Origin of the sequence: Actinomadura sp. NBRC 104412, from assembly GCF_030269515.1 — a bacterium.
Taxonomy (GTDB): domain Bacteria; phylum Actinomycetota; class Actinomycetes; order Streptosporangiales; family Streptosporangiaceae; genus Spirillospora.
This window is the reverse complement of record NZ_BSTM01000007.1, coordinates 40,266-54,221: the sequence shown is the minus strand read 5'-3', so window position 1 is coordinate 54,221 and position 13,956 is coordinate 40,266. Positions and strand designations below refer to the sequence as shown.

Below are 13,956 nucleotides of genomic sequence, written 5' to 3'. Positions count from 1 at the left end.
GGTCAGTCCTTCTTGACGCGGGTGATGGTCTCCTGGCCGCTCTCCGCCTGCTGCTCGCCACCCTCCGCCTCGGCCGGCTCGTCCTGGCCGAGCAGCCGGCCGTCGCTGGTCTCGAAGCCCTTCTTGAACTCCGTGACGGCGTTCTTGAGCGTGGTCAGGCCGTCGTCGTCGAGCTGACCGGTCTCCCGGATGGAGGCGAGCAGGCCGCTCTCGTTGCGCTCCATGTAGTCGAGGAACTCGCTCTCGAAGCGGCGGATGTCCTCCACCGGGACCTCGTCGAGCTCGCCGGCGGTCCCCGCCCACACCGACACGACCTGCTTCTCGGCCGGGAACGGGTTGCCCTGCGGCTGCTTGAGCAGCTCCACCAGCCGCGCGCCGCGGTCGAGCTGGGCGCGGGAGGCCGCGTCCAGGTCGGAGGCGAACGCGGCGAACGCCTCCAGGTCGCGGTACTGCGACAGCGCCAGCCGCAGCGTGCCGGCGACCTTGCGCATCGCCCTGATCTGCGCGTCGCCGCCGACCCGGGAGACCGAGATGCCGGGGTTGATGGCCGGCCGCACGCCCTGGTTGAACAGGTCGGTCTCCAGGAAGCACTGGCCGTCGGTGATGGAGATGACGTTGGTCGGGATGTAGGCCGAGACGTCGTTGCCCTTGGTCTCGATGATCGGAAGCCCGGTCAGCGAGCCGCCGCCCATGTCGTCCGACAGCTTCGCGCACCGCTCCAGCAGCCGCGAGTGCAGGTAGAACACGTCACCGGGGTAGGCTTCGCGGCCCGGCGGGCGGCGCAGCAGCAGCGACACCGCGCGGTACGCCTCGGCCTGCTTCGACAGGTCGTCGAACACGATCAGGACGTGCTTGCCCTGGTACATCCAGTGCTGGCCGATCGCGGACCCGGTGTAGGGGGCGATGTACTTGTACCCGGCCGGCTCGGACGCGGGGGCGGCCACGATCGTGGTGTACTCCATCGCGCCCGCGTCCTCCAGGGTGCGGCGCACGTTGGCGATCGTGGAGCCCTTCTGCCCGATCGCGACGTAGATGCAGCGGACCTGCTTGCTCTCGTCGCCGGACTCCCAGTTGGCCTTCTGGTTCAGGATGGTGTCCACGCAGACCGTGGTCTTGCCGGTCTGCCGGTCACCGATGATCAGCTGCCGCTGGCCCCGGCCGATCGGCGTGATCGCGTCGATCACCTTGATGCCGGTCTGCAGCGGCTCCTTCACCGACTGCCGCTGCACGACCGAGGGGGCCTGGAGCTCCAGCGCGCGCCGCTCGGTCGCCTCGACCGGGCCCTTCCCGTCGATCGGGCTGCCCAGCGCGTCCACGACGCGGCCCAGGTAGGCGTCGCCGACCGGGACCGAGAGCACCTCGCCCGTGCGGCGGACCTTCTGGCCCTCCTCGATCTTGCTGAAGTCACCCAGGACGACCGCGCCGATCTCGCGCACGTCCAGGTTCAGTGCCAGTCCGCGGGTCCCGTCCTCGAACTCGAGCAGCTCGTTGGCCATCGTCGAGGGCAGGCCCTCGACGTGGGCGATACCGTCGCCGGAATCGACGACCGTGCCGACCTCTTCGCGCGCGGCTGCCTCGGGCTCGTACGACTGGACGAAGCGCTCCAGCGCGTCCCGGATCTCGTCCGGACGGATCGTCAGCTCCGCCATGATTCCTCTCTTGCTCCCTTTGGGGTCAGCTCCGCCGTGCCGACTGGGTCTGCTGCCCGGCGGCTAAGCGAGCCGCCGTCGGACGTCGTCCAGCCGCCCGGCGATGGTGCCGTCGATGACCTCGTCCCCGATCTGGATGGACAGCCCGCCGATCGTCGTGGGGTCGAGCTCGATGTTCAGGTGTACGTCGTGGCCGTAGGCCGCCGCCAGCACCGCCGACAGCCGGCGGCGCTGGGTCTCGCTCAGTTCCCTCGGCGTCCGCACCAGCGCCACCAGGCGCCGCCTGCGCTGGGCGACGAGCCTGCCGTACTCGGCGAGCCCGCCTTCCAGGCTACGTCCCCGCGGACGCAGCACCAGCTCGGTGATCAGCGTGATGGTGGCGGGCCCGGCCTTGCCGGTCAGCAGGGCCTCCAGCAGGCCCTGCTTGCGGTCCGCGGGCAGGCCGGGCGAGGTGAGGGCGGCGCGCAGCCGCGGCTCGCGCTCCAGGACCCGGGAGAACCGGAACAGCTCGTCCTCCAGGTCGTCGAGCGCGCCGTCGGCCTCGGCGCGGGCGGCCTCGGCGGTGACCGCGAGGGCCTCCACTCCGTCCGACAGCTCCGAGGGCGTGGACCAGCGCAGCCGCACCACGTCGGCGACCAGCTCGAGAGCGGCCTGCGAGATCTTGCCTTCCAGCAGGATCTGGACGAGCTGCGCCTTGTCCGCGCCGTCCCGCGACGGGTCCGACACCGCCCGCCGCAGCCCGTGCTCGCGGTCGATCAGGTTGAGCACCGCGAACAGGTCACCGCCGAGCACCGCCAGATCGGTCCCGTTCCGGGGGGCCGCCCCCCTGGCCGAACCGATCAGCGCCTCCAGCCGTTCCCTGGCCTCCGCCAGCGACGCCCTGCTCACCGCTCCCGTGATGGTCATGACGTGACCTGCTCCTGGGTGCGGGCGCGCTCCTCCAGCTCGTCGAGGAACCGGTCGACCACGCGGCTCTGCCGTGCGCTGTCCTCAAGGGACTCGCCCACGACGCGGCCGGCCAGCTCGATCGACAGCGCCCCGATCTCGCTGCGCAGCGAGGCCAGCGCGGCCTGCCGCTCGGCCTCGATCTGGGCCTGCGCGGACTCGGTGATCCTGCGGGCCTCGGCCTGGGCCTGCTCGCGCATCTCGGCGATGATCTGCGCGCCCTGCTCGCGGGCCTCCTCCCGCAGGCGGGACGCCTCGTGCCGCGCGTCGGCCACCATGGCCTTGTACTTCTCGAGCTCGGCCTGGGCCTCCGCCTGGGCCGCCTCGGCGCGCTTGAGCCCGCCCTCGATCGCCTCGGTCCGCTCGGCGAGCGTCTTCTGGATCTGGGGTGCGAACTTCCAGCCGACGGCGACCAGCACGATCACGAACGCGATCGTGCCGAACACCAGCTCGGCCACGTCCGGGAGGACGGGGTTGCTGCCGTGGCCGCCCTCCTCCTGAGCCACCACCACCGCGGCGGTCAGCAGCTTCACCATGAGGGTTTCCGCCTTCCTGTCGGCGTCTGCAGGAGGGTCAGCTGTGCACGAACGGCACGACGAAGCCGATGAGGGCCAGCGCCTCGGTCAGCGCGAAGCCCAGCAGCATGTTGGTGCGGATGACGTTGGTGAGCTCCGGCTGACGGGCGATGGCCTGCACGCCCTGCCCGAAGATGATGCCCACGCCGATGCCGGGGCCGATGGCGGCCAGACCGTACGCGACGGAACCGAGGTCGCCGGTGACTTCAGCGAGAGTGCCCATTTCTCTTTCCTTCTGTGTTCGGCGGTGGGGGCTGCCCACCGGAGCTTTCCTGTGGGTGATCGGGTCTGTGGTCAGTGGTCGGGGTGCAGCGCGCCGCCGATGTAGGAGGCGGCCAGCAGCGCGAAGATGTACGCCTGGAGCGCCTGGATGAAGATCTCGAAGCCGGTCATGATGATGGTCACCAGGAATCCGACCAGGCCGATCGGTGCGCCCATCAGGGTCACCTTCTCGGCCAGGAACCACCAGGCGACCGAGGCGAAGAACGCGATCAGCAGGTGCCCGGCGAACATGTTGGCGAACAACCGGATCGAGTGGGTGAACGGGCGCAGAACGAGCACCGACATCAGCTCGATCGGCGAGTACAGGAGATACAGCCCCTTGGGCAGGCCGGGTGGGAACATCATGTTCTTGAACCACCCGATCAGGCCCTGGTTCTTGATGCTCAGCCCCCACATCAGCAGGTAGACGAAGATCGCTAGCACGACCGCGAAGGCGATGTGCGAGGGGCCGGGGAGCTGCATGACCGGGACGACGCCCATCCAGTTCATGATGAGCACGAAGAAGAACGTGGAGACCAGGAACGGCACCCACTTGTCGCCGTCCTTGCCGATCATCGGGCGGGCGATCTGGTCCCGGACGAACAGGTAGCCGATCTCGCCGACGTTCTGCACGCCGCGCGGCACCATCTGGGGCTTGCGGGAGGCCGCCCAGAAGAAGCCGACCACGATGATGACCGACAGCGTGACGATGAGGGTCGGCTTGCTGACCCAGGAGGGGGCGCCGTCCCAGAGGGGGCCCCATTCGAAGATCTCGGTGCCAGGGGCGTGGAACTCTTCGCCCTGGGCGGCGAGGAGGTGTCGCGCACTCACGCGGCAGTCCCTTCGTCAATGAACGTGCGTACGTCGGTCGTCAGGTGCGTGCCCGGAGGCCGCGGCTTCAGTCCTGGACGGCGGTGGCCCGTCCTACCGCCGCCGGGGCCGCTGCCGGGTGGCGGTCAGCGGCCGTAGCGGTAGTAGACCAGGTAGAGCGCGAGACCGAGGCCCACCAGGATCCCGATGGGGAGCATCGCCGAGGTGCCCCACCACTTGTCCAGCAGCCAGCCGAGACCGCCGTAGACGGCCATCCCGCTCAGGAGGTAACTGGGGATGGACCAGGCGGCGTTGGCGAAGCTCCGCTGCTCGAAGTCGCTGTCGGACTCCGGATCGGGCGGGTGCCCCTCCTCGCTCATCGCAGGACGGACCATAGCAGGCCACCCCCCAGATGGTCATATCGGAGTAGTCGGTCCGCGCCTTGGCTGGGAAGACCGTCATGGGCCCTGCCCGGCGCTCGGTTCCGGATCGACGTAGAGCGTCTTGGCCTTGGCGGTGGCGCGGATCTCCGCGCCGATCCAGACCAGGGTCAGCGCGATCACCGACCAGGCGAAGGCTCTGGAGTTCCAGGTGGTGACCCCTTCGAGGGCGACCACCAGCGCGAACATTCCGAAGATCTTGGTGATATAGCTGACGACCGCGGCCACGAACATCAACTGCGCGGAGATCTTGGACGCGTAGCTGACCGCGAGCACGCTGATCGAGAAGAAGGCCATCACGATGACCGCGCCGATCGCCGCGCCCAGCGCTCCCTCGGACCCCGCCAGCGCCAGGCCCGCCGCCACGGCGGCGAGTCCGGCCACACCGGACGGGATCGCGGCGCCGCGGAGGATCCGGGCGTCGGAAGAGTGCATGAATGGCTCCGGCTGGTCACGTTTCGTGTTCGTCCCTTGCTCGTGAAAGGTATCACAAGCGTCCAGAACGTCCGCAATTACCCCCTAAGTAGGGGTTCGCGGATGCGCGAGGTGCATGAACACCACGGACTGTAGCCCACGCTATCGGGACGGAGAAAGAGCCGGTGGCATCGGCCCGCGCGGCACCGCCGAAAGGATGACGCGTCCCTGCTCAGACCGGCTGCCCGGAGCGGGCCGGCTCGGCGGCCCCCGCGGCGGCCCTGGCCTGCTCGCGGCGCGCCGCCATCCGCGGCACCGCGATCATCGCGGCCGCCCCCGCCACCGCCACCGTCCCGGTCACCGAGGCCACCAGCGCCACCGAGTTGGTGAACGACAGGCCGACCAGGCTGGAGGCCAGCAGACCCACCCAGAAGTACATGATCAGCACGGCCCGGCGGACCGAGTGGCCCAGCTCCAGCAGCCGGTGGTGCAGGTGCTGCTTGTCCGGCGCGAACGGGGAGCGGCCCTGGTTGGTGCGGCGCCACACCGCCAGCAGCATGTCCACGAACGGCACCGCCGCCACGGCCGGGACGAGCAGCAGCGGCACGTAGAAGGGGAACAGCTTGTAGGTGCCCAGGATGGCCGGGTCGAACTGCCCGGTCAGCGTGATCGTCGAGGCGCTGAGCATCAGCCCGATCAGCATCGAGCCGGTGTCGCCCATGAAGACCCTGGCCGGGTTGAAGTTGTGCGGCAGGAAACCCACGCAGATCCCCGCCAGCACGGCGGCGGTCAGGGTGGCGCCGGTGAGCGTCGTGAACTTGTTGGTGTACGACAGCAGGTAGGCGTAGGAGAACAGGGCCATCGCCGCGATCCCGACGACGCCCGCGGCCAGCCCGTCCAGGCCGTCGATGAAGTTCACCGCGTTGATGGTGGCGACCACGACGAAGACGGTCAGCGGCACCCCGTACTCCGGAGGCAGCACCAGCGGCTCTCCGGTGGGCAGCGGGATGTAGAACAGCTGGATCCCCTGCATGATGAAGATCCCGGCGGCGGCGACCTGCCCGGCGAACTTGGTCAGGGCGTCCACGCCCCACCGGTCGTCGAAGATCCCGACCAGCACGATCAGCCCGCCCGACAGCAGCAGCGCCCGGCCCACGCTGGAGTCGCCGTCCGACAGGACCTTGCGCATCTCCGGCAGACCCGTGGCGACCACCAGCGCGGCCACCATCCCGCCGAACATCGCCAGGCCGCCGAGCCTGGGGGTCGGGATCACGTGCACGTCGCGGTCGCGGACCGGGGCCTGGGCGCCGAACCACACCGCGAACCGGCGGACGGCCGGGGTCAGCAGGTAGGTGACGAGGGCGGCGATCAGGATGGCCAGCAGGTACTCCCGCACGCCGCACGCCTCCTCACGTCGTTCTCACATCGGCCTCACGTCGGTCACGGGCTTCAGGCCGGAACGCAACCGGAACGCACTGGAACAAGCCGGTACGCGCCGGTACGCGCCGGAACGTCGAGCGGACCGAACACCCGGTTGGACGAACACCGTGCGCATGGTGTTCACACACCTGGGGCCGTGCCGATCAACTGTAGTCGCCCACCGGAACATATGCCCCGCCTTCCCCGAGCCGCGCCCTCTGGGCATACCCGAACCCGGCGCCGGCGATCACGGTGGCGAGGCCGGCGAGGGCCGGATCGCCCAGCGCGAACGCCCACGGGCCGCCGGGCACCACGTCCTCGGCGAAGTCGGCCAGCGCCACCAGCGTCCCGCAGGTGACCAGCGCGTTCCCCGTCCGGGATCCCGGCAGCGGACGGCCACGTCCGCACCGCCACGCCACCAGCCCCACGGCGCCGAACACGACCGCCAGGGCGACGGTGCCCGCCCAGGTGGACCGCCAGCGGGGAGGCGCGTACCGGGGCGGCGGCACCCGCACCGCCCCCTTGGGCAGCAGGACCCTGATCACCATGCCCTCGCCGGGACGCAGCCCGCGCTGGGTGAACTCGATCGCGTACGGGCCGTCCCGGTAGTGCAGGCAGGCGGTCCCGGCGACGCGCACGCCCGGCGCCCCGGCGGTGCAGGACGCGCTGGGCCGCGGAACCGGCGCCTCCACCCGCACGGCCGCCTCGCCGATCGGCACGCCCCAGCCGGTGCCGACCGCGTCCCAGACCAGCTCGTCGCCGTCGCGGCGCGGGGTCAGCGCCCCGTCGACGGCGTACTCGATCACGTACGCCTGGCGCCCGGTGACGCGGCGTCCGCGCTCGCCGACGGTGATCCTGACGTCGTTGAACAGCCGCAGGGAGCGGGCCCGCGCCGGCGCCCCGGTGGACGAGCTGGCCCGCACGTCGCGGATCTCGAAGAGCCGGTTCCCGCGCCGGTACGGCACCCGCCGGGCGATGCCGTGCTCGCCGCCCCGGTCGAAGTCGTAGGTGATCGTCTCCCGTACGTGCAGCGCCGCGTCCTCGTCGATCGCCAGGACGACGTCGTAGGCGGGGATGCTCTCGACGGGCTCCGGCTCCCGCTCTTCCACGGGCGCCGCCCGCGCGGGCACGGCGGCACCGGCGGCCAGCACCGCCGCGGCGCCCACTGCGGCCGCCGCCCCCCGAAGACTTGCACCCACGTCAGGCATGGTTCCACCATTCGGACACGCGCCGCGCCGGAAAGCGCCCCGAGACCTCCCTGAAGTCACGAGAAAACCCTCACATCGCCGGTATGACGGGTTTGCCTGCCCGTCCTAGAGTCTTGGATCATGCGACCGCGGGGGCGATTCGCGGTGACCGGAGATCACCGCCTCGGCATCGGCGACTTCGCCGTGCCGGCGCTGCTCGCGTTCGCCCAGATCATCGGCACCTGGCTGCTGACCGCCGGAACGGACCAGCCCCTGGAACGCGGCCGGTGGACGGTCGCCGTGGCCGCCATCCTCGGCTGCAACGCCGCGCTGATCTGGCGCCGCATCGCACCGGCGCCCGTGCTCGCCGCGACCCTCGTCCTGGGCGCGGCCGGGATCGTCGCGGTCGACACCACCGAGGCCCTCGCGGGCGGCGTGGCCGACGGCGTCGCGCTGTTCTCCCTCGCGGTGCACCGCGACCGCCGCCAGGCCATGATCGGCTGCATCGCCGCCTACGCCGTGATGTCGGTCGCGTTCGCGCCGGTGCGCGAGGGCACGGCGGCGCTCCTGACCAACGGGATCCTGGACGCCGCCGCCTACATCGCCATCACCGCGCTGGGCCAGCTCCGGCGGCAGCACAAGGCCCGGCGCCGCGACCTGGCCGCACGGCTGGCCGCCGAGGAGCGCGAACGGCGGGACGCCGCCGGCGCCGAACGCGAGCGGCTCGCCCGCGACCTGCACGACGTGGCGGGGCACCACCTCAGCGCCGTCGTCGTCCACACCACCGCCGCGTCCCGCATCGACGACCCCGACCTGACCGGCCGCGCGCTCACCTCCGCCGCCGACACCGGACGGGACGTCCTCAAGGCGCTCAGCCGCCTCGTGGACGTCGTCGGCGGCCCCGAATCCGGGGACGGGCGCCTGGACACCCTGCTGCCTCCCCTCTGCCAGGGCCTGACACGCCTGGGCGTCCCCGTATCGCTCTCTGTCGAGGGAACGCGGCGGCTGCGACCCCAGGTGGCCAACGCCGCGTACCGGATCGTCCAGGAGGCGCTGACGAACGCGATGCGCTACGCCCAGGGCGCGGCCGTCTCCGTCGACGTCCGGCACGGATCGGAGAACGTGGAGGTGGTGGTCCGCAACGGCAAGCCCCCCGAGGAGATCCCCATCCCGGCCATGGGCGGCGGACGCGGCATCGCGGGCATGCGGGAACGTGCCGACTCCCTCGGCGGCACCCTCACCGCCGGGCCCGACGAGGACACCGGCGGATGGGTGGTCCGGGCCGTCCTGCCCCACTCGCCGTCCACAGGGCGCGGACCGGGATGGCCGGAGGTCCTCGACGGCGCCACGCTCGGGGTGTGCGTCGCGCTCCCGGCCGTGCTGGCGTTCGCCCCGCCCGACGCGTTCCTGCGCGGCTGGCCCGTCGGCGCGGCGGCCCTCGCCATGGTCGCGATCATCGGGCGGGCGCTGCCGCTGTGGTGGCGCAGGCGCGCCCCCTCCACCGTCCTCGCGTCCCTGATCGTGATCGACTGCGTGTGGGCCGTGCTCGCCGGCCTGGCGGGGTCGGAGACGATGCTGACGCTGCTCTTCTTCGGCAGCGCCGCCACGATGGTCGCGGTCTCCTCGGTCGGCTGCCACGCGCGGCAGGGCGTGCCGACCTGGCCCGCCCCGCTCGTCGCCGGAGTGCCGGGCGGCGTCGCGTTCGCCGCGGCGGCCGCCCTCGACCATCCCACGGGCCCACTGGAGATGACCGTGCTGGGCGTGATCGCGTGGGTGTTCGCGGTGCTGGTGCTGCTGCCCTTCTGGGCCTGGGGACGCGCCATCGCGGCACGCCGCGCGCAATGGGAGACCGACGCGCTGGAGACCATGGCGGCGAGGACCGGCGAGGCCGTCGTCGCCGAACGGCACCGTATCGCGATGGGGCTGCGCGCCACCGTCCTCAAGCACACCGCCCGGCTCGTCCGCGCCGCCGAAGACGGCATGGCCTCCGCCGAGACCGACGCCCAGAAAGCCCTCGCGGACGTGGCCGAGCACGCACGGGCCGCTCTTACGGACATGCGCGCCCTGCTGGACGCCCTCCAGGAGGAGAAAAGCGCTGAGACGGCGAACTGACGCGAACTGATTCCGTACGGAAAAGGCGCGGAAAACCGGAGGGGAATCAGTCTTCCTTGGTGAGCGACGGGCCCGGCTCGTCCTTTACCAGGGACGGCTTCGCGGCGTCCTCCACACCCTTCTCGTCGTCTTTCTCAGTGGCGGTTCGGGGGGCCGGAACCGAGTCCTCCGTGTCCTTGCCGTCGTCCTTGCCGTCGTCCTTGTCGTCGTCCTTGTCGTCCCGCTCGTCCTCGTCGGTCAGCAGCACGCCCACCACGGAACGGATCTTGTCCTCGGACACCGCGCCGGCCCGCAGCAGCCGCGGCACCGAACCGGTCAGATCCACGATCGTGGACGGCTCGGCATGCCCCGACGGGCCGCCGTCCAGGTACACCGACACCGCGTCGCCGAGCATCTTCTCCGCGTCCCCCACCGTGCGGGCCGGGGCCCGCCCGGTCAGGTTCGCGCTGCTCACGGCCAGCGGACCGGTCTCCTTGAGCAGCTCGACCGCCAGCTCGTGCATCGGCATCCGCACCGCGACCGTGCCCTTGGTCTCGCCCAGGTCCCACAGCAGGTTCTGGTTGGCGCGGCACACCAGCGTCAGCGCCCCGGGCCAGAACTCGTCGATCAGGTCCTGACCGTACGTCCCCAGGTCCTCCACGAGCGCCGTGGCGGCCCGCACGGACCCCACCAGCACCGGCGGGGGCATCTGCCTGCCCCGCCCCTTCGCGTCCAGCAGGGCCGACACGGCGGGCGGCGTGAACGCGTCGGCGCCGACCCCGTACACCGTGTCGGTCGGCAGCACGATCAGCTCGCCGCGGCGCGCGGCCGAGACCGCCTCGGCGATCCCGCGGGTGCGCTCCAACGGCTCGGAGCAGTCATAAACTCGGCTCACGTTCGCCCGTCCCCCCAAGGACTGGATGCGGATGCCACCGGCCGTGACGGCGGGGGCACGGCCCAGGATAGCCACGCCCGCCAGGGCCTCGCGCACGTCACGGCGTCCCCAGACGGGCGGTGACGAACCGGTCCCGGTTGGTCAGGTCGCGGCGGTTGCGGACGTCGCGCCAGCCGTTCTCCTCGGCGAAGATCCAGTAGACCGCGTTGCCCTGAAGGTCGCTGTGCTCGACCGCCACGGACCCGCCGGGCCGCAGCAGGCGGCGGGCGGTACGTTCCACGGTACGGATCGCGTCCAGGCCGTCGTCCCCGCCGCCCCACAGGGCGTCCGCGGGATCGTGGTCGCGGACGTCGCGCGGCACGTACTCCCACTCGCTCATCGGGATGTACGGCGGGTTGCTGATCACCAGGTCGACGGTGCCGTCCAGCTCGGCCAGCGCGGTGGCGAAATCGCCGAGATGCAGCCGCACCCGGCCCCGTTCGTCCAGTTCCTCGACGTTGCGGGTCGCGTGGACGAAGGCGGTCGGGTCCTTCTCCACCGCGTGGACCCGGGCGCGGGGGGCCTCAAGGGCGATCGACAGCGCGATCGCCGCCGAGCCCGTACCCAGATCCACCACCAGCGGGTCCTGCACGTCCATTTCGCGCAGGGTCTCCAGCGCCCAGCCGACCATCACCTCGGTCTCCGGGCGGGGGACGAACACCCCGGGGCCGACCTTCAGCTCCAGGTAGCGGAAGTACGCGCGTCCCGTGATGTGCTGCAACGGCTCCCCCGCCTCGCGGCGGGCCACATACTCCCAGAACAGTGCGTCGAACGCGGCGTCCGGCACCTTGTGCAGCTCCGACCGGTTCACCTTGTGCACCGCCGCCGCCAGCTCCTCGGCGTCCGCGCGCGGCGAGGCCACGCCCGCGTCGGCGAGCCGCGCCGTGGCCCTGGCGACCTCGTCGAGCAGCAGGTTCATGACGACCGGCGCGTCCCCGATCCGTCCCCTTCGGACTTCTGCGCGGCCGCCAGCCGGGCCTCCATGTCCGCGTCCACCAGCGCCTGCGTGACGTTGTGCAGATCCCCGTCCAGCACCTGGTCGAGGTTGTACGCCTTGTAGCCGACCCGGTGGTCGGAGATCCGGTTCTCCGGGTAGTTGTAGGTGCGCACCCGCTCAGACCGGTCGACCGTCCGGACCTGGCTCTTGCGCTCGGCCGCCGCCGCCGCGTCCGCCTCCTCCTGCGCCATCGCCAGCAGCCGGGACCGCAGGATGCGCAGCGCCTGCTCCTTGTTCTGGAGCTGGCTCTTCTCGTTCTGGCAGGAGACCACGACCCCCGTCGGCACATGCGTGATCCGCACCGCCGAGTCGGTGGTGTTGACGCTCTGCCCGCCGGGACCGGACGACCGGTACACGTCGATGCGCAGGTCGTTCGGGTCGATCTGGACGTCGACCTCCTCCGCCTCAGGGGTCACCAGGACCCCCGCCGCGCTGGTGTGGATCCGCCCCTGCGACTCGGTCACCGGGACACGCTGGACGCGGTGCACCCCGCCCTCGTACTTCAGGCGGGTCCACACGCCTTCCTCGGCCATGCCCCTGGACTTCACCGCGACCGTCACGTCCTTGTAGCCGCCCAGGTCGGACGGGTGCGAGTCGAGGATCTCGGTCTTCCAGCCGACCCGCTCCGCGTACCGCAGGTACATGCGCAGCAGGTCACCGGCGAACAGCGCCGACTCCTCGCCGCCCTCCCCCGCCTTGATCTCCAGGATGACGTCCTTGGAGTCGTTGGGGTCGCGCGGCACCAGCAGCCGCCGTACCCGCTCGGCCAGCTCCTCGCGGCGCTTCTCCAGCTCGGTGGCCTCGGCGGCGAACGCCTCGTCCTCACCGGCCAGCTCGCGCGCGGCCGCCAGGTCGTCGTCGACGGCGGCCAGCTCCCGCCCGGCCTCGACGATCGGGCGCAGCTCGGCGTAGCGCTTGCCGAGACGGCGGGCCAGCGCCTGGTCGGCGTGCACGGACGGATCCGCGAGCCGGCCCTCGATGTCGGCGTATTCGCTGATCAGATCGTCGAGATTCACGGTGTGCCTTGTCTCTGGCCGGACCTGTCCGCACCGGCCGCGCGGCCCGCGGACGCGAACCCGCGGGATGACAGCGTTCCAACGGCCCGGGGCCGCACACGCGGTGCCTCCCCGGGCCGGGCGCCCGAAAGCCTACTTGCCCCTGCCGCGGGCCTTCTTGCCGAAGCGCTGCTCGAAGCGCGCCACGCGGCCGCCGGTGTCCAGGATCTTCTGCTTGCCCGTGTAGAACGGGTGGCAGTTCGAGCACACGTCGGCGTGGATGACGCCGTTCTCGGCGGTGCTACGGGTCTCGAAGGTGTTGCCGCACGTGCACGTCACGGTGGTGACGACGTAGTTCGGGTGGATCTCAGGCTTCACGGGTTCTCCTCGCTTGTGGCGGTCGCCGGGCGCGTCCCGGCCTCGCGCGGGATGCGCGGGAGAACGGGGGATGCGTGAACCGGTACCGCAGCGGTCAGCCCTCTTAGTGTGCCAGATAACCCAACGTGCCGAGGTCACCGGTCATTCCCGGCCACCGCCCGGATCACGTACCGGCACGGCCCAGGTAGGCGAGGACGGCCATGACGCGGCGGTGGCCGCCCTGTGCGGGCTGAAGATTCAGCTTCATGAAGATGTTGGAGATGTGCTTCTCCACGGCGCCCTCGGTGACCACCAGGTCCTTCGCGATCGCGCCGTTGGACCGGCCCTGGGCCATCAGCCCCAGCACCTCGTGCTCGCGTGGCGTGAGCGACTCCAGCGGGTCTCCGGTACGCCGCCGGCCCAGCAACTGGCTGATCACCTCCGGGTCGATCACCGTGCCGCCGGCGGCGATCCGCCGCACCGCGTCGATGAACTCCCCCACCTCGGCCACCCGCTCCTTCAGCAGATACCCGACGCCCTTGGCGCCGCCGAGGATCAGGTCGGTGGCGTACCGCTCCTCCACGTACTGGGACAGCACCAGGATCGGCATCTCCGGCAGCCGCTCCCGCACCGCCAGGGCCGCCCGCAGGCCCTCGTCGGTGAAGGACGGCGGCATCCGCACGTCCACGATCGCCAGGTCGGGACGGTGCTCCTCCACGATGGCCCGCAGGCCGGGGCCGTCACCCACCGTCGCCACGGTCTCGATCCCGGCGTCGGCCAGCAGCCGCACCAGCCCTTCCCGCAGCAACACCGAATCCTCGGCGATCACGACCCGCATGCACCCATTATCCCGGTGCCGCCGGACCGCCTGTCCACCGGCGG

15 protein-coding genes are annotated in these 13,956 nt (G+C 71.4%); 1 reads left to right on the top strand and 14 read right to left on the bottom strand.

Annotated features, from left to right (window positions below):
- Positions 1-2: 2 nt before the first annotated feature.
- From atpA to QSK21_RS11120, 9 genes are all read right to left on the bottom strand, one after another.
- Positions 3-1,649, bottom strand: a complete 1,647-nt coding sequence (gene atpA / locus QSK21_RS11160; RefSeq protein WP_285695450.1) for a F0F1 ATP synthase subunit alpha — start codon at positions 1,647-1,649, stop codon at positions 3-5.
- 63 nt (positions 1,650-1,712) lie between these two features.
- Complete coding sequence (locus tag QSK21_RS11155; protein ID WP_285695449.1) at positions 1,713-2,555, bottom strand: F0F1 ATP synthase subunit delta; 843 nt, start codon at positions 2,553-2,555, stop codon at positions 1,713-1,715.
- Positions 2,552-3,130 carry a F0F1 ATP synthase subunit B gene (locus QSK21_RS11150; RefSeq protein ID WP_285695448.1) on the bottom strand — a complete coding sequence of 193 codons (579 nt, stop codon included), beginning with the start codon at positions 3,128-3,130 and terminating at the stop codon, positions 2,552-2,554. Before QSK21_RS11150 ends, QSK21_RS11155 begins: the two co-directional genes overlap by 4 nt.
- 37 nt (positions 3,131-3,167) lie before the next feature.
- Positions 3,168-3,392 carry an ATP synthase F0 subunit C gene (gene atpE, locus QSK21_RS11145; protein WP_285695447.1) on the bottom strand — a complete coding sequence of 75 codons (225 nt, stop codon included), beginning with the start codon at positions 3,390-3,392 and terminating at the stop codon, positions 3,168-3,170.
- Between the two features lie 71 nt (positions 3,393-3,463).
- Positions 3,464-4,261 carry a F0F1 ATP synthase subunit A gene (gene atpB / locus QSK21_RS11140; RefSeq protein ID WP_285695446.1) on the bottom strand — a complete coding sequence of 266 codons (798 nt, stop codon included), beginning with the start codon at positions 4,259-4,261 and terminating at the stop codon, positions 3,464-3,466.
- A gap of 125 nt (positions 4,262-4,386) precedes the next feature.
- On the bottom strand, positions 4,387-4,620 hold the full coding sequence (locus QSK21_RS11135) for an AtpZ/AtpI family protein (RefSeq protein ID WP_285695445.1): 234 nt from the start codon (positions 4,618-4,620) through the stop codon (positions 4,387-4,389).
- Between the two features lie 78 nt (positions 4,621-4,698).
- Positions 4,699-5,115, bottom strand: coding sequence for a Cg1360 family ATP-synthase-associated protein (locus tag QSK21_RS11130; RefSeq protein WP_285695444.1), 417 nt, complete (start codon positions 5,113-5,115; stop codon positions 4,699-4,701).
- A gap of 211 nt (positions 5,116-5,326) precedes the next feature.
- Complete coding sequence (locus QSK21_RS11125) at positions 5,327-6,490, bottom strand: MraY family glycosyltransferase (RefSeq protein WP_285695442.1); 1,164 nt, start codon at positions 6,488-6,490, stop codon at positions 5,327-5,329.
- A gap of 187 nt (positions 6,491-6,677) precedes the next feature.
- Positions 6,678-7,712: a DUF2207 domain-containing protein gene (locus QSK21_RS11120; RefSeq protein WP_285695441.1), complete on the bottom strand. Its 1,035-nt coding sequence runs from the start codon at positions 7,710-7,712 to the stop codon at positions 6,678-6,680.
- Positions 7,713-7,865: 153 nt separating this feature from the next.
- Here QSK21_RS11120 and QSK21_RS11115 point away from each other — a divergent pair, with 153 nt between their 5' ends.
- Positions 7,866-9,812 carry a sensor histidine kinase gene (locus QSK21_RS11115; protein WP_285695440.1) on the top strand — a complete coding sequence of 649 codons (1,947 nt, stop codon included), beginning with the start codon at positions 7,866-7,868 and terminating at the stop codon, positions 9,810-9,812.
- Positions 9,813-9,858: 46 nt separating this feature from the next.
- On the opposite strand, the gene QSK21_RS11110 is transcribed toward QSK21_RS11115, so the two are convergent.
- The 5 genes from QSK21_RS11110 to QSK21_RS11090 form a co-directional block, all read right to left on the bottom strand.
- Positions 9,859-10,686 carry an L-threonylcarbamoyladenylate synthase gene (locus QSK21_RS11110; RefSeq protein ID WP_285695439.1) on the bottom strand — a complete coding sequence of 276 codons (828 nt, stop codon included), beginning with the start codon at positions 10,684-10,686 and terminating at the stop codon, positions 9,859-9,861.
- 97 nt (positions 10,687-10,783) lie between these two features.
- A complete protein-coding gene (prmC, locus tag QSK21_RS11105) occupies positions 10,784-11,644 on the bottom strand; it encodes a peptide chain release factor N(5)-glutamine methyltransferase (protein WP_285695436.1) in 861 nt (286 codons plus the stop codon).
- Entirely contained in the window at positions 11,641-12,738 is a 1,098-nt protein-coding gene (prfA, locus tag QSK21_RS11100) for a peptide chain release factor 1 (RefSeq protein WP_285695435.1), read from the bottom strand. Before prfA ends, prmC begins: the two co-directional genes overlap by 4 nt.
- A 132-nt stretch (positions 12,739-12,870) precedes the next feature.
- The gene (gene rpmE / locus QSK21_RS11095) at positions 12,871-13,095 is read right to left on the bottom strand and encodes a 50S ribosomal protein L31 (protein WP_285695434.1); all 225 of its coding nucleotides are present in this window, start codon (positions 13,093-13,095) and stop codon (positions 12,871-12,873) included.
- A gap of 163 nt (positions 13,096-13,258) precedes the next feature.
- Complete coding sequence (locus QSK21_RS11090; RefSeq protein ID WP_285695433.1) at positions 13,259-13,912, bottom strand: response regulator transcription factor; 654 nt, start codon at positions 13,910-13,912, stop codon at positions 13,259-13,261.
- Positions 13,913-13,956: the final 44 nt, after the last annotated feature.